Source organism: Sinorhizobium sp. CB7 (assembly GCF_041357635.1).
GTDB lineage: Bacteria > Pseudomonadota > Alphaproteobacteria > Rhizobiales > Rhizobiaceae > Rhizobium.
The window spans coordinates 1-26,993 of record NZ_JAULLL010000008.1; the positions used below are offsets into that span (position 1 = coordinate 1).

Consider the following 26,993-nt stretch of genomic DNA (forward strand, 5'->3'; position numbering starts at 1 on the left):
TTCCCCAGTCCTTGTAGAAAATTTTCGTACCGTCCTTGGTCGTGATCGTTCCCATCCTCTTACTCCTTCTGGTTCCAGGGGCAGTCTTGGCTAGACCGGGATGTTGTCCTCCCCGTCGTCGGCGCGGATGAGACCATCGCATGGAGGGGCAAACAACTATACGATCGTCTAGTACGGCTACGCCTGACGCGCATACAGGGCGGTGAATGGGTTCCAGAGTAATAATGGTGGGAGGTGTACCGGCCGATCTCTGGCCGTCGTGCATCCTCAGGTTGCTGCACCCGAGGAACATTAGGTTCCGCCAATCGTTTGCCTCCTATTCACGCCAAGAGGAGGGATTCCTTCCATGTCTAACAATGCGACATTCAACACCGATCGCGGTAATGGCGGCGAAACCCATCAGCATATCCCCGCCAAGGGACCGCATACGGGTACCGATCACCTGACGACCAATCAGGGCATCCGAATCTCCGACAATCAGAACAGCCTGAAATCCGGCGTGCGCGGGCCGACCCTTCTCGAGGATTTCGTGCTGCGCGAAAAAATCTTCCATTTCGATCATGAGCGCATCCCGGAGCGCATCGTCCATGCCCGCGGGTCGGCAGCGCATGGCTATTTCGAGCTGACGGAATCGCTCTCCGATATCACCAGGGCGGACCTGTTCCAGCGCACGGGTGAGAAGACGCCGGTTTTCGTGCGTTTTTCGACCGTCGCCGGCGGCGCGGGCTCGGTCGATACGCCCCGGGACGTCCGTGGCTTCGCCGTCAAGTTCTATACCAAGGAAGGCAACTGGGATCTGGTCGGCAACAATATTCCAGTCTTCTTCATCCAGGATGCCATCAAGTTTCCAGACCTGGTGCATGCGGTCAAAATGGAGGCCGATCGTGCCTATCCGCAGGCCGCCAGTGCCCACGACACCTTCTGGGACTGGGCATCGCTGATGCCGGAAACCACCCATATGCTGATGTGGGCGATGTCCGACCGCGCCATCCCGCGCTCATTCCGCACCATGCAGGGCTTCGGCATTCATACTTTCCGCTTCGTCAATGAGGCGGGCAAATCGACTTTCGTCAAGTTCCACTGGAAACCGAAGCTTGGCTTGCAGTCCGTGGTCTGGGACGAGGCGCTGAAGCTGCAGGCGGCCGACAATGATTTCCATCGTCGCGACCTTTTCGAGACAATCGAGGCGGGTAATTTCCCGGAATGGGAGCTCGGGATTCAAACCTTCGACGACAAATTCGCCGAGAGCCTGCCCTATGATGTGCTCGATGCCACGAAGATCATTCCGGAAGAAGTGCTGCCGCTCAAGATCGTTGGCCGGCTCGTGCTCGACCGTAATCCGGACAACTTCTTCGCCGAAACCGAACAAGTCGCCTATTGTCCGGCCAATATCGTCCCGGGCATCGATTTCACCAATGATCCGCTGTTGCAGGGGCGCCTCTTCAGTTATCTCGACACGCAGAAGTCCCGTCTGGGCACCGCCAACTTTCACCAGCTGCCGATCAACGCGCCGAAATGTCCTGTCATGAACTTTCAGCGCGACGGCCAGATGCAGATGATGGTGCCGAAGGGCAGGGCGAACTATGAGCCGAACAGCCTGTCGGCCCATGGCGAGGGCGGCGGTCCGCGCGAATGCCCCGTCACTGGTTTCCATACTTACGAGCATCAGGCCGGCGAGAAGGAGCAGGGCGACAAATACAGGGTCCGTCCGGAGCTCTTCGCCGATCATTATAGTCAGGCACGGCTTTTCTGGAAATCGCAGACGCCGTCGGAACAGGCCCATATCGCTTCCTCTTTCGTCTTCGAGCTGTCGAAGGTCAATCTCGAACAGGTGCCACCGCGTATGGTCGGCAATCTGCTGAATGTCGATGAGGATCTGGCAAGACGCGTCGCCGACGGGCTCGGCATAGATCTGCCGAACAAGAACCCCGCGGCGCGTGAGCCGATCGACATGGCGCCGTCGCCGGCCCTGTCGATCCACAAGAACATGAAGGAGACGATCGAAGGCCGGAAAATTGGGATCCTTGTGGCCGACGGCAGCGACGCCAAGGCATTAAAGGCCCTGGTTGGCGAGATCGGCAAGGCTGGCGGCACGCCGTTCGTGGTGGCGCCAAAGGTTGGCAAGGCCAAGCTTTCCGATGGCAAGGTGACGAGAGCTGATGGCCAGCTCCTGGGGTCGCCGTCGCAGATCTTTGACGCCGTGGCTGTGCTATTGTCGGATGAAGGCTGCAAGATGTTGTTGAAGGAGGGGGCCGCGGTGCAATGGATCATGGATGCCTTCGGCCATCTCAAGGCAATCGGCTTTACCGACGCAGCGAGGCCGCTTCTGCAAAAGGCGGGTGTTGAACCCGATGAAGGCGTCGTGGCGTTGAACGGCGGCTTCGTCACCGCTGCCGGAAAGCGCTACTGGGCACGCGAACCAAAGCTTCGTATGCTTGCCTGACATCTATGTCGTCGTGTGTCCGATAAGACGCACGACGACAGGTCGCTTCAGAGCGCGCTTTCCTTCTCCGGCGGCTTCACCAGCCATGCATAGCCGGCGCCCGCAAGAAGCAGCACGGAAGTGCCGAGGAAAACGGCAGGCATGCCGATATGCCCCCCGACGAAGCCGCCAAGGATCGGCCCTGCGACCTGGCCGACATATTGCGAAGAGATCGAAAGGCCGAGGATGCTGCCTGCCGAACTGTCCGGCACGTTGTGCCGGATGACGGCGGAAATGCAAGGCAGCAGCCCCCCGAGCGCAATGCCCATCAGGAAGCGAAGGACGACCAACTGCCAGGAGCTGGCAACAAAGGCCTGCGGTATCAGCAACAGGCCGGCGACAGCGAGCGCACCGGCGATCACCGGCCAGTGGCCGATGCGGTCGGCGAGCTTGCCGAGCCGTGAGGCAGACAGAATGCTGCCAAAGGCAGTCGCCGACATGACGATCCCGGCAATCATCGTCACCTGGCTTTGTTCGGATACGAGCTGTGCGACATAAACCGTTATGATCGGCTCGATTGACATATTGGCGAACATGAGCAGCAAGCCGGTTGCCAGCATGGCGATGACCGGCCCCTTGTCAGGGACGGATTTCCAGCCACCGCTCGCCTTGGCCGCCTGTTTGCGCGCCGGGGACTTTTCCTCCTTGATCAGGAAAGTTGTCGCCAGAAAAGCAAGAAAGATGATGCCGCCAGCGGCAAGAAACGTTCCGCGAATACCAATGATCGGCGGCAGGGCTCCGCCGATCAGCGGCCCGACGAGGTTGCCCGCCATAATGCCGGAGGAAAGCACACCGAGCGCCCAGGCTGAACGATCCTTCGGCGTCTGGGTCGCCACCAGCACCATCGAGCCGGAGGCATATCCGCCCGCCAAACCAACAAAGAGCCTGAGCGCCACGAGCTGCCAGACGTTACCTGCCATGCCCATCAGCGAGATTGCCACCGTCATGCCGAGGCTGGCTCTCACCAGCATCAGCTTGCGGCCATAGATGTCCCCAAGCCTGCCCCAGAGTGGCGCGACCAGGGCGGCGGCGAAGAAGGTTGCGCCATAGGCAATGCCTGACCATTGAACGATCGCGGCGTGGTCCCCGGCGCCCAGCTCTTCGACATAGAGCGGCAGGAAGGGGAGCAGAAGGGTCATAGCCACGATCGTCGTGAAGGAGCCGAGGAGGCTGATGACCAGATTGCGTTTCCAGTAGGATGATCCGGCTTCTGCCTTTGTGGCGTCCCATGCTGTCTCGGTCATTTCCCGGCCTCGGCATTGATCTTATCTGTCGGCTTCGCCGCGCCGCACCAAGCAATGTCTTCTTTCACCACGCCCCCAAATCGGTGTGGCTGAAGACATTCGGGAGGTTCGCTGGCCGGTATCGTGCGCGTGGATCGTTGCGGTGGCGAGGCATGCGCTCGCCGTTCCAGGGCGGGCAGGTGTCCATATAGCGCCCATACCGTCTGTCCAGCAAGGCAGCAAAGTCACTTTGCCGGCGTCACTTGGTGCCCCGGACACCTTCGCTCGCCTTGCGGGATCGTCGGCGGAGTGGTAGAAATACTGATTGCAAGTTGCAATCGGTTATGTGAGGGCGCGCAAGAAGAGGAGATTAGTCATGAACAGTCTGGAAACGTCACGGACGGACATGGTTCACAACCTCTATGCTGCCTACTTAAAAAACCGGAAGGATGCGGTCGCGGCCATGCTCACGGAGGATTTTAGCTTCTCGAGCCCGCGCGATGATCATATCGGCAAGGCGGCCTATTTCGAGCGCTGCTGGCCGGAGAGCCCGGTCTTTGGCGAGATCGATATTGAATTGGTGGTCATGCACGGCGAGGAGGCGTTGGTTCGCTATCGTGCTGAAAAGCTCGATGGCGGCGCCTTCCGCAATATCGAGAACATCAGGTTTCGGGATGACAAGATCGCCGCGGTCGACGTCTATTTCGGGCGGAATGTGTGAGCACACGTCTGAGCCACCGGATGCTCCCGAGTTTCGCCCCTCACCCTAGCCCTCTCCCCGCAAGCGGGGCGAGGGGACGATCGAACAAGGGGCGACTGTTAACGACCCATCGCCGCAGTGATGGACGACGGAGGGTGCGACTCCCCCTTCGCCCCGCTTGCGGGGAGAAGGTGCCCGAAGGGCGGATGAGGGGCCTTTGCGGTACTCGAACTTATACGGTAACTATCGGATTCGCTGAGGGTTTCGCTCCTCGTCATAGCCCCCGCACGCGTGGAAAGAGGATACCCGACCGGTTGCTTGAACTATGCCCTCGACGGCATCCGGCTCCTGTGGATCGTCCAGGCCTGATAGAGGCTGCCGACGGCAAAGAGAACGAGCCAGACGAGGAGGGCAGCCTGGACGGGCGGCGAATCCGGTCCGTTGCCGATCGGATGCGACGGCGGCAGGCGCGACAGCGTCTCATTGATGCCCGGTACCCACACCAGGAAATAGGTGAAGGACAGCGCGAAGGCCTCAAGGTAGGGTATCAGACGCCCGAGGAAATGAAGTTTGCGCACGCTGAGTGCGGCCGCAGCTACGGTGAGCGCTATGATGCCCAACGCATGGCCGGGGTTGAAACCGCCGGTCGAAGACAGACCGAATGACGTGAAGACTGAGAGCGCAAGCGAATCGAGATAGACCTTGCCGGCGACTGTTTCGGGGCGGATCGCCCTGTATCTGGCGAAGCTGTAAAAGCCCGCAACGACGGGGACGAGGCTGACGGCGGTGTGGATCTCGCCGAGCAAGGAAAGAGGGTTTACCATAAAGGATTCTCCGAGTTAGACCGACTAGTTGGTCGATTGCTTTGACAAATGAAACTTCGGCATGCAGTTCATGGTGTACGGATGCGATGTTGTTCAGGCTTTCAGTCGTTGCAGCGCCGCGTTGACGATGCAGGAATAGAGCGCGGCATCGCCGCCAGCGACCCGTGCGGCAAGCATGGCGCCATGCACGCTTGCCAGAAGCGTATGGGCTTCCTTTTCGGCGCTGTCGCTGCTGCGCAATTCATCGTTCTTTAGCCCTTCGTCGATCACTTGCGTGAGCCAATTGGTGAAATCGGCAAAATGCCCCTGGACTTCCTTCACCACCTGATCCGGGAGGGACGGTAGCTCGGCGGCGAGCAGCGCACCGATGCAAAAGGGCCTGTCGTTGTTGCGGATGCATTGTTCCCAGTAGCCGACATAGGCACCGAGCCGCGCCATCGCGCCGGGCTCGGCTGAGAGCAAATTGCCGACCGCCTGCCTGCTGGTCTCGCGATAACGCGCCAACACCGCTGCGGCAAGATCCGCCTTGGTGGGGAAGTGATGGTGGATCGTTGCCTTCCCGATACCGACCTCCGTGGAAATATCCGCGTAGCTGAACGCGTTGTACCCATAGGAGGTTAGCAGTGCCTGTGCGCTATCCAATATGCGTGTGTAGGTGTCTTTCGTCATGAGTGTCTATCTACCGACTAGTTGGTCGGCAGTCAATCCTCATACGGGAAAGCAGTGTTCACGGAATGGTGACAATCAATGCATGTCGCGCAAAAGCGTGCAGCGGTTTTTGCGACAACGACATGCATGAAAACAAAAATGCATGTCGCGCAAAAGTGTGCAGCGGTTTGCGGCGACGACATGCATGCCAACAATGGGTTTTAGAAGATGCGGATGGCCGACGTCGCGATGATGATCACCGAGACGGCGACCATCAGCGGCCGTACCGGCAGGCGCTTGACGAGAAGTGCGCCGAAAGGAGCCGCGATGACCCCACCGATGATCAGTCCGACGGCGGAATGCAGTTCCGACCAGCCGAGCGTCAGCACGAAGGTCAGCGAGATAACGAACGTGACGGCAAATTCGGTGAAATTGGTGGAGCCGATGACTTTTTTCGGGTCATGACCACGACCGACGAGTGAACCGGTGACAACTGGTCCCCAACCGCCGCCGCCGATCGCATCGAGAATGCCGCCGGCCAGTCCAACAGGAGGCACGATCTGGTCGCGCACGTCGCGCGGCCAGAGCGGCCGGAACGCCTTGAACAGGATGAAGAGACCGATGATGAGGAGATAGGCTGAGACATAGGGTTCGATCACCTTGCCATCGATGTTTGCCAACGCATAGGCACCGATCGCTCCACCGATCATGCCCGTCGGTGCGAGACGTGCCACCATGCGCCAGTCGACGTTGCGGTGATAGGCATGTGACATTCCGGATGCTCCTGTGGTGAAGATCTCGGCCACGTGAGTCATGGCGCTCGCATTCGCTGCAGGAACACCCAGTGTCAGCAGGCTTGTCGTGGAGAGCACGCCAAAGGCCATTCCGAGCGCTCCATCAACGATCTGGGCGCAGAAACCAATGATAATAAAGAAGAAAAAATCAACCTGCATGGGCTTCCTGGATCGCACAAACTCCGAAAAGAACACGGAATGATGGAGAATGTTCCTTCCACTCGGTCAAAAGAGCCGCATTATTTTCGTTGTTTGACCACAGCCTGCGCCGGTTCGGTCGTCAGCGCGAACGCCCTCATCTCCTCCGGAGTTAGATAGTAGAGGCGGTCGGCTGGAGTTTCGAGGGCCTTGAACCAGAGATCGGGTTTGATGCCCATGGCATGAAGATGCCGGCCCATTTCTGCTGTCGTCTTCTGTGCCGCCGACATGGCGCGTTCGGGGGAAAGTGTCTCCTTCGTCGCGTTGAAGATCTGGTGCACGCCGATGACCGCACCTGGTTCTGCTTCGCGGGTGGCGCCGCCGGCGAGAACGAGCGGGCAGGAAGAGGCACAGAGTGCACCCGCGGCGACCTTCGTGCCGATCTTCTGCGTGCGGATCATTTTGGATATCGCGAGCGCGTCGCCGACCGAGCCGCCAGGCGAATCCAGCAATACGGTCTTTACATATTCACCGCGCGCTTCGATTTCTTTCGCAAAGCGGTCGGCCGCGCCGATATCGATCGTACCTTCCGCCGACAGGACACCGCCCGATCTCAACTCGAAGCGCATCGCCCGCTTCAGCACGTCCGGATCGCTAGTCACTTCGGAAGGTGCGGCCCGCGGTCGGCCTTCCGTCAGGGCGGGTGGCAATGTGAGCAGCGTTTCCGGTTGCATCGGATCGTAGCGGAGCGCTGCATTGACAGCCCGAATTTCCCGCCAGTCGATGACGACAAAGACCGCGGCAGCGGCAAGCAGCGTGTAAAAGACATTGCGCATCAACGAGCCGTCGTCCAATGCCAGAAAAGCGTCTCTGGTCCGCGTGACGATGGCATCGACCTTCATGAGGGCGGACCTTTTCGCGGGTTCTTCCCGGCAGAATCGAAACTGGCGACGTTCGAGGCTTCGCTTTGCTCGTCTGTCTCCGCCGAGGCGACGGCCGTCTCGACGTCGACACCGTTTCTTTGGATGGCCCTTTGCACTTCGAGCGCTTCGATGAGTTCTGCGGCGGTGATGCGTTCAGCAAACGGCAGGCTTTGTTCCTGACGTCTGAGTGTCGCATGTACGATCGAGAGCATGAAGACGAGGACGGCAGGGAGCAGATCGATCGAGATGGCGCCGGCCCAACTCGGTATGAAGTCGCCGGCATAGCGAAGAACGGCTTCGGCGGAGGAAAGCGGAACGAAGCGGCGTTCTTCCACCGGTGCGCGGGCCAGGATCTCGTCTGCTGCCTGCGACAGCACCTTCGATTGTGCGGAAACGGAGGAACGGATCGTCTCCATCACCTGATCCTGACGGTTGACGAGATCGGCCTCTCGACCATCTGCCACCGGCGCGATGAAGCCAAGCGAAAGATCGTCTGCTGCGCGCTTGACCGAGGCGGCGATCGAGGTCTGCTCCAGCGACGTGATGACGCCGGAAAGGGCCACGACCTCGGCCGCGAACTGGTCGGCCCGCGGATTGATCGCGCCTGGAGCGGAGACCAGCGTGCGCATTGTCTCCAGATGCTTGCGACCCTCGTCGAACAGGGTCGTTACGCGCTCGCGCGAGGTCATGATGCCGTTTTCGAGTTCGGTCAGTTGCGCAGCCATTTGCGACAGAAGCTGGACGACACTGCCGGCGCCCATCGTGCCCGTCAACGCGCCGGTTTCGCGCTCCTGGTCGGCCAGTCGCTGAAACCGCTCCTGGGTGCGCTGGATGTCGGGCAGCAGGCTCTGGGCCGCAAGGGCATTCTGATGCGCTCTGTCGAGATCGCCGGTATAGTCCTCGAGCGTTTCGGCCAGATGCTGCTCCAGCGCCGCCGATCCGGCAAGCGCGGCCGCGTTCAGCCAGCTCGACATGGCGATGATCATCGCGCAGCCGAGCGCCATAACCCCCAACATGGCAGCTCGCCCACCCGTCCCTGTCACATGGGGATAGAAGCGCCCCATGTAAGTCCAGAATGCGTAGATCGCTACTGAGACGGCGCTGGAATAGATGAGGGCCGCGAAGAAGACGGCCGTCGGCGAGCCGTCGAGGATGCTGCGCACGCCAAGGTAGGTATACACACCGGAGGCGAGCGCCAGCACAGCAAATGCAAAGCGCGTCATGGTTTCGACGGCAACGATGCCGTCCTGCAATCGATGCGATGCGCCAAGTCCCATGAATGGTCCCTCCCGGCAATATCCACTAAGAGGTCACTAAAATGCCGGCGAAAACAAGGCCATTATGCCATCGTCATTCAACGGGAAGGAGCCTGTGTCCGCGTCGCCCGAACTCCTCTATGCTGCAGTCCTATTGCTTGCCCTCTGGCAGCAGCTTGAGCTTCTTTGTTTCCAACTCGCTGCCGATCTCGGCCGTCTTCTTCTGCTTGTCATAGACGCAGATATGGGTGACAACGCCCTTTGCTCCCTTCGGCTTGCCGGTCACCAGGGCAAGTCCATAATGCTCGCTGCCGAAGGGATCGACGACCGCGTTGGCCGATTCGACGAAGCCGCTTGCAGCCTTCTTGCATTTTGCTTCGACATCTGTTCTGAACCCGGCCCAGGCATCGTCCGAAGAGGCCTGTGCCAGGCCCGCTGTCAGCGCAAAACCGATGAAGGCCAAGAGACGGATTTTATGTCTTTGCATGTTGATGTCCTGTTTTTTGCCGGCATTGTGGGAGTGCTCGCGAGGGGGATCTTATCGACGATTCTTCCGCGCTAAACCATTGCTGAAATAAAGGCATTTTTTCCGCGCGGTGACCACTTTTTGATATTCCGCCGGGTTGCCTCGCAACAGTTCCCCTCCTATGTTTCCGCTCACCTGCCAATACGCAAATCATTGCCAAGAGGAGATGTGACCATGGCTTTCGAATTGCCTGAACTTCCCTATGATTACGAAGCGCTTGCTCCCTTCATGTCGAAGGAGACGCTGGAGTTTCATCACGACAAGCACCACAAGGCCTATGTCGACAACGGCAACAAGCTCGCGGCCGAGGCAGGCATGGCTGACCTTTCCGTAGAGGAAGTGGTCAAGAAGTCCTTCGGCACCAACCAGGGCCTCTTCAACAATGCCGCCCAGCACTACAACCATATCCATTTCTGGAAGTGGATGAGGAAGGGCGGTGGCGGCAACAAGCTGCCGGGCAAGCTCGAAGCTGCCTTCACCTCCGATCTCGGCGGCTACGACAAGTTCAAGGCCGATTTCGCCAATGCTGGCGCCACACAGTTCGGTTCCGGCTGGGCCTGGGTTTCCGTCAAGAACGGTAAGCTCGAAATCTCCAAGACCCCGAACGGCGAAAATCCGCTCGTCCATGGCGCAACTCCGATCCTCGGCGTCGATGTCTGGGAACATTCCTATTACATCGACTATCGCAACGCCCGCCCGAAGTACCTCGAGGCTTTCATCGACAGCCTGATCAACTGGGACTACGTGCTGGAGCGCTACGAGGCCGCCGCGAAGTAAGCGGACTGATCGTTCTCCAAGTTCTTGGACACCCGGTGTTTCAAAACGCCGGGTGTTTTGATTTTATGTCACAAGACTGTCATCTGAGCAGCCTAATGCACTTCCAGTAAGCGCGAAGCGGTTTTCCGTTCGGAATTGCATGAAAACAAAAGGTTAGAGCGGTTCTGCGCTTCCACAAAAAGCTGAACCATTCTAAGAGGCCACATGTCCTCCTTTCCCGATAGTCCCCTCTTTCGTTTCGGCGTTGTCGCTGATCCGCAATATGCCGCTCTTGCGCCGAACGTCGCTTTCAATCGGTACTATGCCAACAGCCTCGCAAAACTTTCCGAGGCGATCACCGAATTCAACAGGGCTGATCTCGCTTTCGTGGTGACATTGGGCGATGTCATCGACGGCATCTGGGAGAGCTTTGACGCCATCCTGCCGATCTATGAAAAGCTGCGGCATCCGCGTTATTTCCTGCTTGGCAATCACGATTTTGCCGTCGCACCGGATCGTCTTGCCTCCGTCTTCGCCAGGGTCGGCATGCGTGATTCTTATTACGACTTCGTCGTCGGGGACTATCGCTTCATCATGCTCGACGGCAACGAGGTGAGCCTGTTTTCATCGCCAGAGAACGACCCGCGCCGGACGCTTGCCGAAAAGCGGCTGGAGGCGCTGCGGTGCGAAGGCGCGATCAATGCCCATCCCTGGAATGCTTCACTCGGCGATGTGCAGTTCCTCTGGCTGCGGGCGGTTCTGAAGAAAGCCCGTACCGCCGGAGAGCGGGTGATCGTCATGGGCCATTATCCGGTTTATCCGCCAAACGAGCACAATATGTGGGATGCCCAGCGGATTGTGGATCTCCTGGTCGAGCACGACAATGCCGTCGCCTATTTCTGCGGTCACAACCACGCGGGCAATTTCGGCACGAAAGACAACACACATTTCGTCAACTTCAAGGGCATGGTGGATACAGCGGATCAGAACACCTTCGCAATTGTCGGAGTCTATCCCGACAGGCTGGAAATCGAAGGATTCGGCCGGGAGGAAAGCCGCATCCTGCCGCTCACATCAATGGTCTTGCCGGGTTGATTTCCTTGACGCCCATCCGTCCATCCATATCCCGCGCAAGCCGTCCCCTTCGCCTTTGAAAAAAGCGTCCGTTGCCTCGCAGTGCTCGACACGATCGCTTCGGAAATTGCGGATTGCCTCGCGCAATTCACACCAGGCGACGATATTGGCCGTCTCTGAATAATAGATCAGGGCCACCGGACGAATGGTTCGTTCGGTGGCGCGACCAAGTTCGTCACGGTAGTCGATGCTCAGTTTCTGCTCGTCGCGGATAGCACGGCGCACCAGCCCCAGGTCGATCCCGATCGGGGAGGGGGCGGCGGTACCCCAGGCATAGAGCGCGTTGCTGCTCAGCGCCTGGCGCAGGGGCGTCGGTACTGCGGCCGCGATCTTCTGGTTCACGCGCTTGGCCGCCTGCTTCAATTCGACGTCGCCGGTGCGTTCCAGGAGCGCCAGCGAAAGCACGATCGCCTCCATCTCCTCGATGGAAAACATCAGGGGCGGCAGGTCGAAGCCGGGCCTCAAAATATAGCCAATGCCTCGCCCGCCCTCGATCGGGACACGCATGGCCTGCAGGGCCGCAATGTCGCGGTAGACCGAACGGACGGTCACCTCGAGCGTCTCGGCCATCGTAGCTGCGGTCACCGGCTTTCGTGCCAGCCGCAGGATCTGGATGATCTCGAACAGACGCGACGCCTTGCGCATCTTCTCTCCCTTTTGAAAAGGCTCCTGACAATACACTGTCAGTTGGTCATCCGTATAGAGATCACTATCGATTTGAAATTCAACGAAATCTTTCGGAAAAATCCCCCAGGCAACTGACATGACCTACAGCGAAAATCTCTGGCTCTATTTCACTCTCTTGTTCGGCATCATCATCGTGCCCGGCATTGACATGCTCTTTGTACTTGCCAATGCGCTGACCGGCGGCGTACAGCGCGGGCTCGCCGCAACAGGGGGTATCATGGCGGGAGGAGCGGTCCACTCGCTTTACGGCGTCATTGGCGTCGGACTGTTAGCAAGCCTGCTGCCCTCGGTCTTCAATCTGCTGCTCTTTGTCGGCGTCGCCTACATGGCCTGGATCGGGGTCACGCTGATGAAAAGCTCGATCACTGTCGATGCCGTGGGACCGGGAGGCGCGCGTTCGGTCTGGCGGGCCTTTCGACAGGGCGCCGTGACCTGCCTCATAAATCCCAAGGCCTATCTCTTCATGCTCGCCGTCTATCCACAGTTCCTGAAACCGGAATACGGGCCGCTCTGGAGACAGGGACTCATTATGGGACTGATGACCGTTTTCACGCAGTTTGCCATTTACGGGGCCCTCGCAATGACGGCCGGTCGCAGCCGCGATCTGCTGGTTGCCAATCCCGCTGCGACTGCCTTCGTCGGCCGCTTTGTCGGGCTTCTCCTCGTGCTCGTATCGGCTTTTAGCCTCTGGCACAGCTGGCGTTAGGCCAGCGTGCCCCGCCTTGTGCATGAGCGCCGTCTATTTTGAGAATTCGCTCCTTGTGTAAACGAAATATGACGCTGATTTTACTATCATATCACCACTTTGTTACTTCATGGGTAAGTTGGAAATTGCCATCATGCCGCCGCACATGAAACGTCCGGCAGTTCACGGGGAACGCGGGCACGAACACGGAGAGCGGATATGAAAATGAAATTGATTGCGGCCGCGGTCGTCCTGGCCGGCGTGGGCCTTGGCGCCGCGATCGCGCAGGACGGGACCCACGAGGCGCGTTCGGCCCTCATGAAGAAGGTCGGCGGCTCAGCCGGCGCTCTGGCCGCCATTGCCAAGGGCGAAAAGCCCTATGACGCGGACGCGGTGAAAACGGCGCTGACGACGATTTCCGAAACGGCTAAGGTTTTCCCCAACCAGTTCCCGGCAGGCTCGGAAACCGGCGACAAGGCGGCGAGCCCGAAGATCTGGGAAAATATGAGCGACTTCAAGGCACGCGCTGAGAAACTCTCCACCGACGCAGAGACCCTGGTCGCTCAGCTTCCAGCGGATGCTGCGGCTGTCGGTGCCGCCGTCAAATCACTTGGCGCCAACTGCAGCGGCTGTCATGAGAACTACCGCATCAAAGTTGACTAGAGCGGGATGCCGAAAAGTGTGCGCGGTTTTCGGACAACATCCCGCTCTGACTTTTTGATTTAGAGGCGGATCCAGATTTCAGGTCGATTCGACCTGAAATCATCCGGCTCTGAGGCTGATCGGTAGGTCGTTTCGGCGCCACCGCCGCATCTGTACCGCGCCGGTCTTGCCTCCGGCGCGGTTCTCTCATCTTATGCAGCGCAAAGATCTCCGATATTTCTAAGAAGGAAGCCAATGGCTGCGATAGTCGCGAAAGTGCTGCTCTGTCTTGTCGGTCTCGCTGTCATCGGGGCGGGCGCCTTCTATTTCGTCACCCGCCCGGATCCGCTGCCCGAAAGCCATTGGGCCAATCTCGGGGCGCCTGACGTCAAGAACGGCGAGATGGTTTTCTGGGCAGGTGGCTGCGTCAGCTGTCATGTGGCGCCCGGCGCCCAGGGCGATGCGCGGCTTGTGCTTTCGGGAGGGCTGGCCCTGAACAGCCCCTTCGGCACCTTCCACGTTCCAAACATCTCCCCGGACGAAACGGCCGGCATCGGTACCTGGACGCTGGCCGACTTCGGCAATGCCATGAAGCGCGGCGTCGGCAGGAACGGCGAGCATCTCTATCCGTCCTTTCCCTACGGCTCCTATACGCGCATGAGCGACAAGGACGTCAACGATCTCTTTGCTTTTCTGAAGACGCTGCCGAAAAGCAGCAATGTGGCGCCGCCTCATGAACTACCGTTTCCGTTCAATATCCGGCTGGCGCTCGGGGGATGGAAATTCCTCTATTTCAATGATCAGCCGCGTGTTGTGCTCGCTGACGCCGACGACAAGGTCAAGCATGGTCAATATCTCGTCGAAGGGCTTGGCCACTGCGGCGAATGCCATACGCCGCGCGATGCTCTTGGCGGCTTCCTCAAGGACCAGTGGCTGGCTGGCGCGCCGAACCCGGAGGGCAGGGGCCGTATTCCGGACATTACACCCGGCTCGAAGGCGGTTGGCTCCTGGAGCGCGAGTGATATCGCGAGCTATCTAGAGACCGGCTTCACGCCTGACTTCGATTCGGTCGGTGGCTCCATGGTCGATGTCCAGAAGAATATCGCCCGTCTACCCGCTTCCGACCGTGACGCGATCGCGGCCTATTTGAAAGCCATCCCGGCGCGCTAGGACCTTCCTCGAGAAAGAAAGCGGATAGCATGAAACCTGACAGACCGCTCTCTTCCGAGGACATCGACGCCGCGTTCATCCGCCTGAAGCAGCGCTATGCGGCCGGGAACGAGCCGATGGCGCGCTGGATGACGGACACCATGGCGAAGCTGGAGACGCGTCTTGCAGAGGATGTCAAGGATCCGCGCGACCTGGCTGAGGCGCGTGCCGCCGCTCTCGCCTTCATCCGCATGACACTGGAACAATGGGCAAAGAGGCCGCCGCATGAATAGGACGCGCAGCGGCCGTATTGACACCGCCCGGCATGCTGAGTGATAGTTCCTTCATTCGATGGTTCCCCGTAAGCCAAGCTTCGGGGATGAAAAGGGAACACGATAGGGATGACCCATGAGGGGCCCGATTCGTGGCTGCCCCCGCAACTGTGAGCGGCGAGTCCGAGGACCAATTCCGGCCACTGGTATTTAAACCGGGAAGGCGCGGTTCCGGATTGTGACCCGCAAGCCAGGAGACCTGCCATTGAATGATGTCCAAGTCGGGCGGGGTGTCCCGAGACTGCGATGCTGATGGAAATTGCCACTCTCGGCAACTTATTTCCGTCGTTGCGGCCTTTTCGTCCCTCCAGGCTATACCATTCCACTCGGGAGCCGCCGCCTTGCGCAGATCGCCGGCTCATCAATTTATCTCTGCGCTGGATGAGGGGACGTTTCATGCCTGTTCAGCAAACTGCTTCCACTGTCGTCACGACCGACGTCAAGGCCGGCAAAATTTTGCAGTCGGTGATCGCCATCTGCTTCGGTTTGGTCATTGTCGGTTTCGTCGGCTTCTCGCATCTCGAAGTCGTTCACAATGCGGCGCATGATACGCGCCATGCCAACGCGTTTCCCTGCCACTGAGCGGTTAGAGCCATGTCGCTTTTCCGTTCGATCGTCTTCACATCGGTCATTGTTGGCCTGATCGTCGGTGTTGCCGTCAGCGTCGCGCAATTTATCGGCACGAGCCAGCTTATCCTCAAGGCGGAAGTCTATGAGAAGGCTGGCGAAGCACCCGCGCACGATGCCGATGCTGCAGCGCCCGCCGCGCACGATCATACCGCCGTGGCCGCGCACGAACATGAGGAAGGCGGCTGGGAGCCGGCCGACGGCTTCGAGCGCAACGCCTTCACGGTCGCCGCCAATATCCTGACCGCGATCGGCTATTCGCTGGTTCTAACGGGCCTCATCGCGTTGCGCGGCAAGCCGGTTACATGGCGCGATGGCCTGCTGTGGGGGCTTGCCGGATTTGCCTGCGTGATGCTGGCGCCGATGCTCGGCCTGCCGCCGGAACTGCCGGGCACGCAGGCTGCTCCGCTTGGTGAGCGGCAGATCTGGTGGGTTGGAACGGCCGTCGCGACCGCCGCCGCCATCGGGCTTATCGCCTTCCAGCGCAAGCCCTGGGCTGCCGTGCTCGCTGTCGTTCTGATCGCCGCGCCGCATCTGATCGGCGCCCCTGCGGCCCCTGAAGGAGAGCATGCGCTGGCGCCGGAGGCGCTGGAGCATCAGTTCGTCGTCGCAGCCGTGTTGACGAGCCTGCTTTTCTGGGTGCTGCTCGGTTCTCTCAGCGGCAGCATCTATCGCCGTTTCGAGGCCTGATATTGCCCCGCCTTGTCGCCGAATGGCGCGAGGACATCGATGCTCTGCAATTCGCCGCCGTGGATCACGGCGGCGTTTGCGTCATTCACAGGCTGGCCTTTCGCAGCCTGCTCGGCTTCACGCCGCAACGAGAGGATTGCCTCGCCTATTTCACGATGCATTCCGTCGCTTTCGACGCGGCGGCCTCGGCGAAGATTGCGGCTGCAAATATACCGCCGGGCCGCAGTTTTCATTTGAACAGCAGGGATGTTTCCCGGCAGCTCAATGCGGCAAAGACCCTTTAGATCGGGATGATTTCAGGTCGGATCGACCTGAAATCTGAATCCATCTCTCGATCGAAAAGTTGGAGCGGGATGTCGCCCGAAACAGCGCACACTTTTAGGCACCGCGCTGCGGCGTTCAAGCAGACACGGCAGGTTCTGGCTTTTGCTCTCCGATCGCATCCAACTGGGCGAGCGCTTCGTTAGATAGCGTCAGTTTGGCGGCTGCGAGATTTTCACTCAGATGCGCCAGCGATGACGTTCCAGGGATGAGGAGAATGTTTGGCGCCCGGTGCAGCAACCAGGCGAGGGCGATTTGCATCGGCGTGGCGTCGAGTTGCGTCGCCACCGTTGAAAGGATCGACGATTGAAGTGGCGTCATGCCACCCAGTGGCCAGAAAGGCACGTAAGCGATGCCGGCCGCCGCCAATGTGTCGATAAGGCCGTCATCGGCGCGGAACGCGAGATTGTATTGGTTCTGGACGCATGCGACCTCGGCGATGCCACGCGCTTCTTCGACTTGTGCGAGGGTGACATTGCTCAAGCCGAGTTGCCGGATGAGCCCTTGGCGTTGTAGCTCGGCAAGGACAGCAAATGGCTCCTCGATCGACCCCTCCGCTGGTTCGTGTATTGTGCCCGGAACGCGCAGATTGACGACATCGAGCACCTCGACTCGGAGGTTCCTGAGGTTGTCGTGAACCTGGCGGACGAGATCGCCCGGGCTGAGGGCAGGGCGCCATGATGCATCGTCACCGCGGGACGCACCGACTTTCGTGACAATCACCAAGTCGTCCGGATAGGGATGGAGCGCCTCGGCGATAAGCTGATTGGTGACGTGCGGGCCGTAGAAGTCACTGGTGTCGATATGATTTACTCCAGTCCCCACGGCCTCCCGCAGAACTGCGAGTGCCATTTCCCGATCCTTTGGCGGGCCGAACACGCCGGGACCGGCGAGCTGCATGGCGCCATATCCCATGCGATTAACCGTGCGGTTGCCGAGATGAAAAGAACCGGCGGACGAGATGTTAGTCATGACAGATCTCCGTGCGTTAAATTCGCACCCTATTTGGACCTGTTCGGATCTTATGATAATACAGCACAAACTCTACGGGCTGTGCGCGGTGGCGAACAATGGAAAATCTGAGTGATCTCTCGGCTTTCGTAGCGGTGGCCAAGGCAGGCGGGTTCCGTGACGCAGCGCGCGTGACCGGCGCATCAGCCTCGCACCTGAGCGGGGCCGTCCGGCGGTTGGAGGCGAAACTTGGTGTTCGGCTGCTGAACCGCACGACACGCAGCGTCGCTCCTACCGAAGCAGGCACCCGCGTGCTCGAGCGGCTGATCCCGGCCATTGCCGAAATGGAGGCGGCGCTGGATGTCGTCAATGCGTTTCGTGATCGCCCGACTGGGACGCTGAGGCTCAACGTGCCCTCCAGCGTGGCCAACGGCGTCTTGCCCTCGATTATCGAGCCGTTCCTGAAGGAATATCCGGACATCCGGCTGGAGGTCGTCGTCGAAGACAGCTTCGTCGATGTGCTTGCCGCCGGATGTGATGCGGGCATTCGCTACGACGAGCGGCTGGAGCAGGACATGATCGCAGTGCCGATCGGTCCGCGCATCCAACGTTTCGCGACGGCGGCGGCCCCGAGCTATCTCGCAGTTCGAGGACACCCGGAACATCCGCGAGACCTCCTCGACCATAACTGTCTGCGTGGACAATTTGCCGGCGGCGCGATCCCGATCTGGGAGTTTGAACGCGACGGCGAAATCATGCGTATCGATCCGACCGGGCCGCTGATGGTCCGGCCTGGAGCGGCAGCAGACATGTTGGTCAGTGCCGCCATCGCCGGGCTGGGAGTCATCCGCCTTTTCGAAGAGCGGCTTCGTCCTGCACTCGATGAGGGGACTCTCGTTCCTGTGCTGGAAGCTTGGTGGCAGAGCTTTTCGGGACCCTTTCTCTACTTTCCAAGCCGGCGGCTCGTACCTGCGCCGTTGCGCGCCTTCGTGGATTTTATCAGGAACAGGCGCAGCTAGATTCATCTAGTCGGAGTCCTGAAGGTCCTCGGAGTTGCCGCCAAAACTCGGTCGGACTGCCGCCTCATGCCAGAGACTGCATGTATCGCATGCCGGTGACGGGACGGGGGATGAAGTCCAACTGCTCGTAGAAGCGGTGTGCCTGTACATTGCCGGTCGCCGCGCTGACGGAGAGGTAGCCGCAACCGGCCTTGCGCGCGATCTCGCGTGCGCGGTCGACGAGATGCTGGCCGATACCATGGCCGCGATGACCGTCGCGCACGAAGAGGTGATGCAGGTCCATGCCACGCTGGCCCTCCTGCGCCCTGTAGAGGGGAACGAGGATGGCGTAGCCCATCAGCCCTCCGCTGGACTCGGCAACGAGCGCGGTAATCCATGGAACCAGGCCGAAGAGATCGCGCTCGAGTTGCTCCAGCGTCGTGGCGGCGGCGTCGCCATGGTGAGCGGCAAGAAGGGTTATCATTTCATGAAGTTCCGGCAGGTCGCGCTGCTTTGCAGTGCGTATGGTGACCACCGGCGGGCGGGGGAGGGTGATTTCGGTATCCTCGGTCATGGCCTTCGCGTCCTCTTGATTTCTGCCGTCAGGACGCTGCCGATACAACAAAGCCGCCTGACGGCGGCTTGTTGACAATATGATCTGTCCGGCCGCCCCTTACAGGTACAGCCAAAAATACGAGCGAGAATGGAGCGCTTGTCTGATCATGCGCCCTAGATTCCCCGAAACCGGGGTTTTGTCAATAAGGGTCGAATTCGATCTCTCGGAATGTTGCCGAGAGATCTCTCCGATAGTACCGAGTGATAACCTATCTGTAGCCTGTCGCATCGGCAGGCTTTCCCGCATCCTGCACTTCAGGGACATAGCGCCACGCATCGGGGCTGGAACCATCGAGGTCGGTGAAACCATAGACCTGCGCCAGTCCGCCGCTGGAAAGCGATTGGCCATTCCAGCGTCCGCGATCCGGATCGGCCGCAAGCGCGGCAACGGCACGCCCGATAAAGCGTGGTGTCTCGGATATGACGAAATGCGGTTGCTTCGAAAGGGCATCGCGCCAGTTTTCCTCGGTCACGCCAAAGGCTTCCAGCATCATTTCCGAGCGCAGCCATCCCGGTGTGAGGGAGACGGATGTCGCCCCATGTGGCGCAAGGTCTCTGGCATGCGCCCAGGCCAGGCGCGTCAACGCCACCTTGGCGAGATCGTAGAAGGGCGAGAGCCGGTAATTTTCCGCATTGTACTTCGCTGTGCCATCCGTGACTTCCACGAGGAGGCCGCCCGGATGCTCGATCAGAAGCGAGAGCGCATAATGCGCTGTGACCAGATGCGTCTCGATGCCAAGGCGCAGCATGCGCAGACCTTTCTGCAGGTCGTGTTCCCAGACCGGCTTGTACCATTCCATCAGCCGTTCCCCACCCCAGATGTCGTTGACGAGGACGTCGAGGCGTCCCTCATCTGCGCGGATCCGATCGATCAGTTTTCGAACGTCGTCGGCGATGAGATGGTCAACCTGAACGGCAATACCCTTGCCGCCCGCTTCGGAAACCAGCTCCGCCGTTTCTTCTATGGTTTCGGGGCGAGCATATTCCGATTGCTGTTTGCGCGTCGTCCGTCCGGTCACATAAACAGTTGCGCCGGCGGCGCCCAGTTCGACGGCAATTCCCCGACCGGCGCCTCGTGTCGCACCGGCGACCAGCGCGACTTTTCCTTGAAGCTGCATGAGATTCCTCCCAAAATCACACCCATTCGAAGGATTAGAGCAATTCCAGGAAAAGTGCGAAGCGGTTTTCCGTCGGGAATTGCGTAAAAACAAAAGGTTAGAGCGTTTCTGCGCTTCTGTGAAAAGCAGAACCGCTCTAGCGGTTCTTCGCTACAATGATTATAAATGATCATTCGTTTATAAATGGATGTCAAGATGCCTCGTCCCAAAACTCTTTCCGATACCGACGTCCTGACCGCCGCACACAGGCTCATTCATCAGCATGGGCCGGCGGCGCTGACGTTTGCGAACGTGGCTGAAGCCTGTGGCCTCTCCTCGGCGACCCTCGTCCAGCGTTTCGGCAGTAAGGCCGGGCTTGTGCAAAGCACGCTGCTCTATGCCTGGGATCGCCTGGACGAGAAAACCGAAAGGCTCGCAGCCACTGTTCCGAAGACTATCGACGGTGCGATCGCGCTCCTCGTAGCACTCTCCAGAGACTATGGTGGGATCGAATCCTATGCCGATGGCCTGTTGATATTGCATGAGGATCTCCGCGATCCGGTTCTACGAGCGCGGGGTGTCGCATGGAAAGTCTCGTTGTCCAGCGCGTTGGAGAGCTGCTTCTCTCAGGTACCTCACACACCACATGGCATGGGATTGCTGATGGCGTCGCAATGGCAAGGCTCGCTTCTCTGGTGGAGCTTCGATCCGCAAGGTGATGTGGAAAGCTTCGTCGAAGACAGCTTGAACCGCTTCGTTTCCGCGTTCTTCGGCCGCGAGCCTGCCGTATTGTCTGAAAGCACAGGGGAGGCGGCGCAATAGCCTTTTCTATCCTATCGAGGTCCGGTCCTGCGGACGTCGGCTGCCAGACTCAGAGCCGCCACATTCGCGACCTAGCCCTATACTCTCCTGATTTGCCGGACGATATTCATGACCTATCTCGTTACGCGCCGCTTCCTTCTGGGCTCGGCACTGCTTTATCCCGCACTCGCGTTTACCCCTGCCGCTCGCGCAGCCGAGACTGACGATGATGTCGACCGCCGCCTCGCGGACCTCGAAAAGAAAACCGGCGGACGCCTTGGTGTTTCGGTGCTTGATACCGCTACAAGTATCACCTTCGGTTATCGCGGCGCCGAGCGCTTCGCCATGTGCAGCACGTTCAAGGTCCTGGCCTCCGCGCTCGTGCTTTCACGTGTCGATAAGGGTGAGGAGAACCTGGAGCGCCGCATTGTCTACGCATCGGACAAGCTGGTCACCTATTCGCCGATGACTGAAAAGCATGCAGGCGGGGAGGGTATGACGCTTGCCGAAATCTGCAAGGCGGGGATCACCCTCAGCGACAACACGGCTGGAAATCTGATGCTCGAAAGTTTTGGCGGACAGCAGGCACTGACCGACTGGCTGCGCTCGATCGGCGATACCTCCACGCGCCTCGACCGCATCGAGACCGCCCTCAACGAGGCCAGGAAGGACGATCCGCGCGATACGACGACCCCGGATGCGATGCTGGACACGCTTGGCAACATTCTGATCGGTTCCGTTCTGTCCGAAGGATCGCGCAACCAGCTGATCGACTGGATGGTGGCGAACACCACCGGCGATGCCCGTCTGCGAGCCGGTTTGCCGAAGGAATGGAAGATCGGCGACAAGACGGGGACGGGCGACAACGGCTCTGCAGCCGATATTGCCATTATCTGGCCGGAGGATCGCAGTCCCATTCTCATCGCTGCTTATATTGCGGAGGCAACGGCGCCGCTCAAGGATTTGAACGACGTTTTTGCCGAGATCGGCCGCATGACGGCGGAGATGGTCTGAAAGTCATATTCATCAAAAGCATACGGCGGAGAGTTGAATCTCCGCCGTATCGACTTGAATCACTTTCTGAGCTTGCTTGGAGCACCATGCGTTCGAACGCACGCACAAGACCGTCCAACTCCTTAATTCTAGGCGGTCGGGATATCGGTTTGCGAATCCGTGTTGACGCCGCCTTTGTCGTCCACGCCGGTGAGCTGTCGCTTAATGAGTTCGGCGATCTCTTTCTCGATGGCCTCTCGGTCTTCGGGTGACATTTCGGCAAGGGACTCTTCCGTCAGGCCATGCTCTTCCAGATATTGGGCGCGGATCTTTTCTCCGGGCGTCATGTTGGCCCATTTCGACAATTCGGCGGCAAGCGCGTCATTGGCGCTTTTCGTTTCATCGTCGTCGCCCAGCGTGGTGTCGCCGGCGCTCTGCAGGGCCCACATGGTGCTGGAGATCGACGGCGGCGTCGTGCTCGGCTCAAGTCCTGCGCCGCTCTGACGTATGCTGGTGTCTACGTCCATGCTCTGCTGGTTTTTCGACTGGCCGGACTTCTGCCCGAAGAGACCGCCAATACCGTAATAGCTGGAAATGCTGTCACCGATCTTCATGGTTTTCTCCCGTTTTGATTGTGGGACCATGATTGGCGGAACATGCCCGAGGCTTGCGCGTTCACGATTGTCGCAAGAGCTTCACCTCCAGTTGCAGGCTGAAACGAGTACCCGAGCATTACGATCAGGGCAGCGTGTAGGCAATCACATAGTCTCCCGGCTTGGTGCCGACCGAGCCGTGGCCTCCGGCGACCATGACGACATATTGCTTGTTGTCGCTTGTCGTATAGGTCATTGGCGTCGCCTGGCCCCCGGCGGGCAGCCTGGCCTGCCAGATCTGTCGCCCGGTGGTCACGTCGTAGGCGCGCAGATAGTTGTCGACCGCAGCGCCCAGAAAGGCGACGCCGCCTTTGGTCATGATCGGTCCGCCGATACCCGGAACGCCGACCTTGAAAGGAAGTGGCAGCGGCGTCATGTCGTGCACCGTGCCGTTCTTGTGCATGTAAGCGATCCTGCCCGTCCTGAGGTCAACGCCCGCGACATAGCCCCACGGCGGCGCCTGGCAGGGGATCTGCAACGGCCCGAGAAACGGCCCCATATAGACGCCGTAGGGCGCACCCTCGTTGCGATTGAGGCCTTGCTCGCTGCCCTTCTCATCCTGTCCTCTCGGCGGAAGGTCGGCGGCGGGAACGAGCCGCGATGTGAAAGCGAGATAAGTTGGCATGCCGAACATGATCTGCCGTTCCGGATCAACCGCGACGCTACCCCAGTTGAAGGTGCCGAAATTGCCGGGATAGACGATTGTCCCCTCGAGCGATGGCGGCGTATAGCGACCTTCGTATTTGTGCCGGTGGAAGGCGATGCGGCAGGCAAGCTGGTCGAGCAGTGTGATACCCCACATGTCCTTTTCCTCGAGTGGGTCGGGCATGAAGGTGAGGTCGGAGACCGGCTGTGTCGGAGCGGTACGATCCTCGGGTATTGCACCGCCGGGGGCCGCTACCTCCTTGACCGGAATAATCGGTTCGCCGGTGCGCCGATCGAGGACGTAGATATCACCCTGCTTCGTTGGACCGACAATGGCGGGAACAACCGTCCCGTCCGCTTTGGTCAGGTCGAGAAGGGAGGGTTGCGCCGGTACATCCATGTCCCAGAGATCGTGATGAACCGTCTGGCGCACCCAACGAAGTTGCCCGGTATTGATGTCGAGCGCCACGAGTGAGGAGGAGAATTTCTCCACATTCTCGCTGCGCCCCATGCCGAGCTGATCCGGCACCTGATTGCCAAGGGGGATGTAGACCAATCCAAGCCCCTCATCGACGCTGAAGACTGACCAGCTATTCGGCGAATTGGTCGTGTAGGTCTGCCCCGGCGGCAGGGGCGTCGTCTGATCAGGATTGCCGGAGTCCCAGTTCCAGATCAGCGCGCCGGTATTGATGTCGTAGGCACGGATGACACCGGACGGCTCCTCAGTCGAATAATTGTCGTTGACGGCGCCGCCGATGATGATCTTGCCGGCGACCGCGACTGGCGGCGACGTTGAATAGTAGTAGCCGGCAGGCTTATGCAACATGCCGGTTTCGAGATGCAGCATGCCGTTCTCGCCGAAGCTCGTGCACACCTGTCCGCTTGCGGCATCGAGCGCGATCAAGCGGGCATCGGAGGTCGGCAGGTAGATGCGCTCCGCGCAGGGTGCGCCGGCGGCCGCCGTCTGATCTCGATAATAAGTGACGCCACGGCAGGTCTGGTGCTGCCTGTTCGGGTTCATTCCGGAATTGGAATCATACTTCCATTTCTCCTTGCCCGTTTTGGCGTCGAGCGCGATTGCCAAATTGTGCGGCGTGCAAAGGTAAAGCGTGTCTGCGACCTTGAGCGGCGTCACCTGATAGGTTGTCTCGCCGACATCATCCGGCCGCTTCACGTCGCCCGTCTGGTATCGCCATGCCTCCTGAAGCTGGCTGACATTGTCCTTGTTGATCTGGTCCAGCGGCGAATAGCGCTGCCCAAAGGGCGTGCGGCCATACTGATGCCATTCGCCGTCGGGGACATTGCCGCCGAATGGCGGCGCGGCGGCCACGACATTCGTCGGCAGTTCGCCGGACAGATCATGCGGATCCCTTGTCATCGCATAGACAGCCACGGCGATGGAAATGATGACGGGGACCGCCAGCGGCCAGGGATTGGCGCCGTAACGTATGCCGGTCGGACTGATAAAGCCGAGCGGGCGCCTAATCCAGGGTGTCAGCAGCCAGAGCCCGAGCAGGATGATGAGGCCGCCGCGAGGACCGAGCTGCCACCAGTCGAAGCCCACCTCCCATATCGCCCAGACCAGCGCGACGATCACCAGAAACGCATAGAGCCACAGGGCGGCGGCGCGGCGGATGAAGAGCAGGAAGGCCGTCAAGATAAACATTAGACCGGCAAAGACATAGAAGAGACTGCCACCGAGCATGGCGAGCCAGAGCCCGCCGCCGCCAAGCGCGAGCCCGATGAGAAGGAAAAGAATGGAGGTGATGGCGATTGCCATGAGGCAGTCTCCCGCTGTTGAGAGGCAGGAAGGAAGAATCAGCGGGGCGTTGTAAGAAACTTTCAGGGCCTCGCCGCCCACGCAGATAGCGCGAGGTAGACGCCTTTCAATGGCTGATAATCCGGACTGACGGCGAAAAATTATGGAAAATCAGAGCGTTTAGTCGCAAATTCCGGCGGAACAGGTGAGCGGCGGACGCAGGATTTAGGTTCCGCAGAAAGTCTGCAGCACGCGTTCTTCCGGTTGTGGCGGTTCGGCAAAGGGCGCGAATGCCGGCTGGTCCTCATAGGGTTTCGAAAGCACCGTAAGGAGTACCTCGAACAGCGAAAAATCCGCATCCTCGACGGCAGCCGTGATTGCCTGCTCGATGCGGTGATTGCGGGGGATGAAGGCCGGATTGACCTGGCGCATCGCCTTGGCGCGTGCGGCGACGGATTGCCCGTCGCGCGAAATCCGCTCACGCCAGCGCAGGAGCCATGGTTGGCAAGATAACGGTTCTGCGAAACTCCCGGCGAACATTTCTTCCGCCGCGTCGCTTTCCGCCAGATCTGCCAGCCTGCGGAAGGTCAACGTAAAATCCGCCTGCTGCGTCTGCATTAAAGCGAGCAGCGCCTGGATCAGGTCGAGATCGTCGTCTTCGACGGACGTCAGGCCGATCTTTCGGCGCATGCCGTTCAGCCAATGCGTCTGAAAGCGTTCGCCATAGCCGGCGATCACCTGGTTCGCCAGTTCCACAGCCTTTTCCTGATCGGGGTCGATCAGCGGCAGCAGCGTTTCGCCGAGGCGCGCAAGGTTCCACTGACCTATGCCCGGCTGATTGGCATAGGCGTACCGGCCACGCTGGTCGATCGAGGAAAAGACGGTGGCCGGATCATAGGTATCCAGGAAGGCACAGGGACCGAAGTCGATCGTCTCGCCGGAAATCGTCATATTGTCGGTGTTCATGACGCCATGGATGAAGCCCACGTGCAGCCAGCGGGCAATAAGTGATGCTTGGCGCTCCGAGCCTGCTTCGAAGAGAGCAAGGTACGGATTGTCTTTGTCCCGGAGCTCCGGATAATGCCGCTCGACGACGTAGTCGGCAAGCGCTTTGACCCCATCCGTATCGCCTCTCACGGCGAAGAACTGGAACGTGCCGACACGAATATGACTGGCCGCGACGCGGGTGAAGACGGCGCCCGGCAGTACGCTCTCGCGATAAACCGGCTCGCCCGTAGTAACGGCAGCGAGCGCCCGTGTTGTCGGGATGCCAAGCGCATGCATGGCTTCGCTCACGATATATTCGCGCAGGACGGGCCCGAGTGCGGCCCGGCCGTCGCCCCGACGGGAAAATGGCGTTTGCCCGGCCCCCTTGAGCTGGATATCACGCCGCCGGCCGTTTCGATCCACGACTTCGCCAAGGAGGATTGCACGGCCGTCGCCGAGCTGCGGGACGAAAGCGCCGAACTGATGCCCGGCATAGGCCATGGCGAGCGGATCAGCCCCTTCCGGCAGCAGGTTACCGGAAAAGAGCGCAGCGCCGTCGCGCCTGAGCGCTGCGACATCGAGGCCCAGCTCTTCGGCGAGCGGCTCATTGAGCTTGATCAGCCATGGTTCCGACGCCGGCGCCGGCATTTGCCTTGCATAAAAATGCGTCGGCAACCGCACATAGCTGTTGTCGAATGGAAATGCCGGTCTGTCGACGGCTGGATTGTCACTAGGCGATAAGGTCATGACCCTAAGGTAGGGTCGGAGAGGGAGGCACGCAAGCGCGTGCACGGATTACGACGTCATTGTTCGTCGCCGCACGAGACGCAGTCGAGATAACAAACCAGTTTACGGTGTTGCGCCTTTGAAAACGCGCACCCATTCCGCGCTGGAAGGGCAGATCTGCGTGGAAAGTGATAGCGCTGCCATAATTCGCGGCGTATACACATGCTGCCC

At 59.8% G+C, this 26,993-nt stretch carries 28 protein-coding genes and 1 riboswitch; of the genes, 14 read left to right on the plus strand and 14 right to left on the minus strand.

Annotation, left to right across the window (positions count from 1 at the left end; translation table 11 throughout):
• The first annotated feature begins 346 nt into the window (after window positions 1-346).
• Window positions 347-2,443 (plus strand): catalase, encoded by a 2,097-nt coding sequence (locus AAE029_RS15955; protein ID WP_371073851.1) that lies wholly within the window; start codon window positions 347-349, stop codon window positions 2,441-2,443.
• Between the two features lie 47 nt (window positions 2,444-2,490).
• Here the strand turns inward: AAE029_RS15955 and AAE029_RS15960 are convergent, their stop codons facing one another.
• A complete protein-coding gene (locus AAE029_RS15960) occupies window positions 2,491-3,726 on the minus strand; it encodes a multidrug efflux MFS transporter (protein WP_371073852.1) in 1,236 nt (411 codons plus the stop codon).
• Window positions 3,727-4,081: 355 nt separating this feature from the next.
• Between AAE029_RS15960 and AAE029_RS15965 the strand changes: the two genes are divergently transcribed.
• Window positions 4,082-4,426: a nuclear transport factor 2 family protein gene (locus tag AAE029_RS15965; RefSeq protein ID WP_371073853.1), complete on the plus strand. Its 345-nt coding sequence runs from the start codon at window positions 4,082-4,084 to the stop codon at window positions 4,424-4,426.
• A 302-nt stretch (window positions 4,427-4,728) separates the two neighbouring features.
• Here AAE029_RS15965 and AAE029_RS15970 read toward each other — a convergent pair whose 3' ends face one another.
• The 6 genes from AAE029_RS15970 to AAE029_RS15995 all read right to left on the minus strand — a co-directional run bounded on the left by AAE029_RS15970 (window position 4,729) and on the right by AAE029_RS15995 (window position 9,475).
• The gene (locus tag AAE029_RS15970) at window positions 4,729-5,229 is read right to left on the minus strand and encodes a hypothetical protein (RefSeq protein WP_371073854.1); all 501 of its coding nucleotides are present in this window, start codon (window positions 5,227-5,229) and stop codon (window positions 4,729-4,731) included.
• A gap of 93 nt (window positions 5,230-5,322) precedes the next feature.
• Window positions 5,323-5,898 carry a TetR/AcrR family transcriptional regulator gene (locus tag AAE029_RS15975; protein ID WP_371073855.1) on the minus strand — a complete coding sequence of 192 codons (576 nt, stop codon included), beginning with the start codon at window positions 5,896-5,898 and terminating at the stop codon, window positions 5,323-5,325.
• A gap of 200 nt (window positions 5,899-6,098) precedes the next feature.
• Entirely contained in the window at window positions 6,099-6,830 is a 732-nt protein-coding gene (locus tag AAE029_RS15980) for a sulfite exporter TauE/SafE family protein (RefSeq protein ID WP_371073856.1), read from the minus strand.
• 80 nt (window positions 6,831-6,910) lie between these two features.
• A complete protein-coding gene (locus tag AAE029_RS15985) occupies window positions 6,911-7,711 on the minus strand; it encodes an ATP-dependent Clp protease proteolytic subunit (RefSeq protein ID WP_371073857.1) in 801 nt (266 codons plus the stop codon).
• The gene (locus AAE029_RS15990; protein ID WP_371073858.1) at window positions 7,708-9,009 is read right to left on the minus strand and encodes a hypothetical protein; all 1,302 of its coding nucleotides are present in this window, start codon (window positions 9,007-9,009) and stop codon (window positions 7,708-7,710) included. Before AAE029_RS15990 ends, AAE029_RS15985 begins: the two co-directional genes overlap by 4 nt.
• Window positions 9,010-9,139: 130 nt before the next feature.
• Window positions 9,140-9,475 carry a hypothetical protein gene (locus tag AAE029_RS15995; RefSeq protein WP_371073859.1) on the minus strand — a complete coding sequence of 112 codons (336 nt, stop codon included), beginning with the start codon at window positions 9,473-9,475 and terminating at the stop codon, window positions 9,140-9,142.
• 213 nt (window positions 9,476-9,688) lie between these two features.
• On the opposite strand from AAE029_RS15995, the gene AAE029_RS16000 reads away from it, so the two are divergent.
• A complete protein-coding gene (locus tag AAE029_RS16000) occupies window positions 9,689-10,291 on the plus strand; it encodes a superoxide dismutase (RefSeq protein WP_371073860.1) in 603 nt (200 codons plus the stop codon).
• A gap of 204 nt (window positions 10,292-10,495) precedes the next feature.
• A complete protein-coding gene (locus AAE029_RS16005) occupies window positions 10,496-11,365 on the plus strand; it encodes a metallophosphoesterase (RefSeq protein WP_371073861.1) in 870 nt (289 codons plus the stop codon).
• Here the strand turns inward: AAE029_RS16005 and AAE029_RS16010 are convergent.
• The gene (locus AAE029_RS16010; protein WP_371073862.1) at window positions 11,345-12,049 is read right to left on the minus strand and encodes a helix-turn-helix transcriptional regulator; all 705 of its coding nucleotides are present in this window, start codon (window positions 12,047-12,049) and stop codon (window positions 11,345-11,347) included. The genes AAE029_RS16005 and AAE029_RS16010 overlap by 21 nt on opposite strands.
• 118 nt (window positions 12,050-12,167) lie before the next feature.
• Here AAE029_RS16010 and AAE029_RS16015 point away from each other — a divergent pair, with 118 nt between their 5' ends.
• The 7 genes from AAE029_RS16015 to AAE029_RS16045 all read left to right on the plus strand — a co-directional run bounded on the left by AAE029_RS16015 (window position 12,168) and on the right by AAE029_RS16045 (window position 16,500).
• Window positions 12,168-12,797: a LysE family translocator gene (locus AAE029_RS16015; protein WP_371073863.1), complete on the plus strand. Its 630-nt coding sequence runs from the start codon at window positions 12,168-12,170 to the stop codon at window positions 12,795-12,797.
• A gap of 198 nt (window positions 12,798-12,995) precedes the next feature.
• Window positions 12,996-13,439: a cytochrome c gene (locus tag AAE029_RS16020; protein ID WP_371073864.1), complete on the plus strand. Its 444-nt coding sequence runs from the start codon at window positions 12,996-12,998 to the stop codon at window positions 13,437-13,439.
• Window positions 13,440-13,673: 234 nt separating this feature from the next.
• Window positions 13,674-14,588: a cytochrome c gene (locus tag AAE029_RS16025; protein WP_371073865.1), complete on the plus strand. Its 915-nt coding sequence runs from the start codon at window positions 13,674-13,676 to the stop codon at window positions 14,586-14,588.
• A 29-nt stretch (window positions 14,589-14,617) separates the two neighbouring features.
• Entirely contained in the window at window positions 14,618-14,860 is a 243-nt protein-coding gene (locus AAE029_RS16030) for a hypothetical protein (RefSeq protein ID WP_371073866.1), read from the plus strand.
• Window positions 14,861-14,902: 42 nt separating this feature from the next.
• A riboswitch (cobalamin riboswitch) is annotated at window positions 14,903-15,121 on the plus strand.
• Window positions 15,122-15,295: 174 nt separating this feature from the next.
• Entirely contained in the window at window positions 15,296-15,481 is a 186-nt protein-coding gene (locus tag AAE029_RS16035; protein WP_371073867.1) for a CbtB-domain containing protein, read from the plus strand.
• A gap of 12 nt (window positions 15,482-15,493) precedes the next feature.
• Window positions 15,494-16,216 (plus strand): CbtA family protein, encoded by a 723-nt coding sequence (locus tag AAE029_RS16040; RefSeq protein ID WP_371073868.1) that lies wholly within the window; start codon window positions 15,494-15,496, stop codon window positions 16,214-16,216.
• A gap of 2 nt (window positions 16,217-16,218) precedes the next feature.
• The gene (locus AAE029_RS16045) at window positions 16,219-16,500 is read left to right on the plus strand and encodes a hypothetical protein (protein ID WP_371073869.1); all 282 of its coding nucleotides are present in this window, start codon (window positions 16,219-16,221) and stop codon (window positions 16,498-16,500) included.
• A gap of 115 nt (window positions 16,501-16,615) precedes the next feature.
• On the opposite strand, the gene AAE029_RS16050 is transcribed toward AAE029_RS16045, so the two are convergent.
• Window positions 16,616-17,509, minus strand: coding sequence for an aldo/keto reductase family oxidoreductase (locus tag AAE029_RS16050; RefSeq protein WP_371073870.1), 894 nt, complete (start codon window positions 17,507-17,509; stop codon window positions 16,616-16,618).
• A 98-nt stretch (window positions 17,510-17,607) separates the two neighbouring features.
• Between AAE029_RS16050 and AAE029_RS16055 the strand changes: the two genes are divergently transcribed.
• Window positions 17,608-18,507 carry a LysR family transcriptional regulator gene (locus tag AAE029_RS16055; RefSeq protein WP_371073871.1) on the plus strand — a complete coding sequence of 300 codons (900 nt, stop codon included), beginning with the start codon at window positions 17,608-17,610 and terminating at the stop codon, window positions 18,505-18,507.
• Between the two features lie 64 nt (window positions 18,508-18,571).
• Here AAE029_RS16055 and AAE029_RS16060 read toward each other — a convergent pair whose 3' ends face one another.
• Together AAE029_RS16060 and AAE029_RS16065 are read right to left on the minus strand one after the other, a co-directional pair.
• The gene (locus tag AAE029_RS16060; RefSeq protein WP_371073872.1) at window positions 18,572-19,138 is read right to left on the minus strand and encodes an N-acetyltransferase family protein; all 567 of its coding nucleotides are present in this window, start codon (window positions 19,136-19,138) and stop codon (window positions 18,572-18,574) included.
• Window positions 19,139-19,310: 172 nt separating this feature from the next.
• Window positions 19,311-20,219: an SDR family oxidoreductase gene (locus tag AAE029_RS16065; RefSeq protein ID WP_371073873.1), complete on the minus strand. Its 909-nt coding sequence runs from the start codon at window positions 20,217-20,219 to the stop codon at window positions 19,311-19,313.
• 195 nt (window positions 20,220-20,414) lie between these two features.
• On the opposite strand from AAE029_RS16065, the gene AAE029_RS16070 reads away from it, so the two are divergent.
• On the plus strand, window positions 20,415-21,020 hold the full coding sequence (locus AAE029_RS16070; RefSeq protein ID WP_371073874.1) for a TetR/AcrR family transcriptional regulator: 606 nt from the start codon (window positions 20,415-20,417) through the stop codon (window positions 21,018-21,020).
• Window positions 21,021-21,128: 108 nt separating this feature from the next.
• Window positions 21,129-22,013 carry a class A beta-lactamase gene (gene bla, locus AAE029_RS16075; protein WP_371073875.1) on the plus strand — a complete coding sequence of 295 codons (885 nt, stop codon included), beginning with the start codon at window positions 21,129-21,131 and terminating at the stop codon, window positions 22,011-22,013.
• A 128-nt stretch (window positions 22,014-22,141) separates the two neighbouring features.
• On the opposite strand, the gene AAE029_RS16080 is transcribed toward bla, so the two are convergent.
• The 3 genes from AAE029_RS16080 to AAE029_RS16090 form a co-directional block, all read right to left on the minus strand.
• Window positions 22,142-22,606: a hypothetical protein gene (locus AAE029_RS16080; protein WP_371073876.1), complete on the minus strand. Its 465-nt coding sequence runs from the start codon at window positions 22,604-22,606 to the stop codon at window positions 22,142-22,144.
• A gap of 124 nt (window positions 22,607-22,730) precedes the next feature.
• Window positions 22,731-25,070 (minus strand): glucose/quinate/shikimate family membrane-bound PQQ-dependent dehydrogenase, encoded by a 2,340-nt coding sequence (locus AAE029_RS16085; protein WP_371073877.1) that lies wholly within the window; start codon window positions 25,068-25,070, stop codon window positions 22,731-22,733.
• A gap of 204 nt (window positions 25,071-25,274) precedes the next feature.
• Window positions 25,275-26,783, minus strand: a complete 1,509-nt coding sequence (locus AAE029_RS16090) for a YdiU family protein (RefSeq protein ID WP_371073878.1) — start codon at window positions 26,781-26,783, stop codon at window positions 25,275-25,277.
• Window positions 26,784-26,993 lie beyond the last annotated feature (210 nt).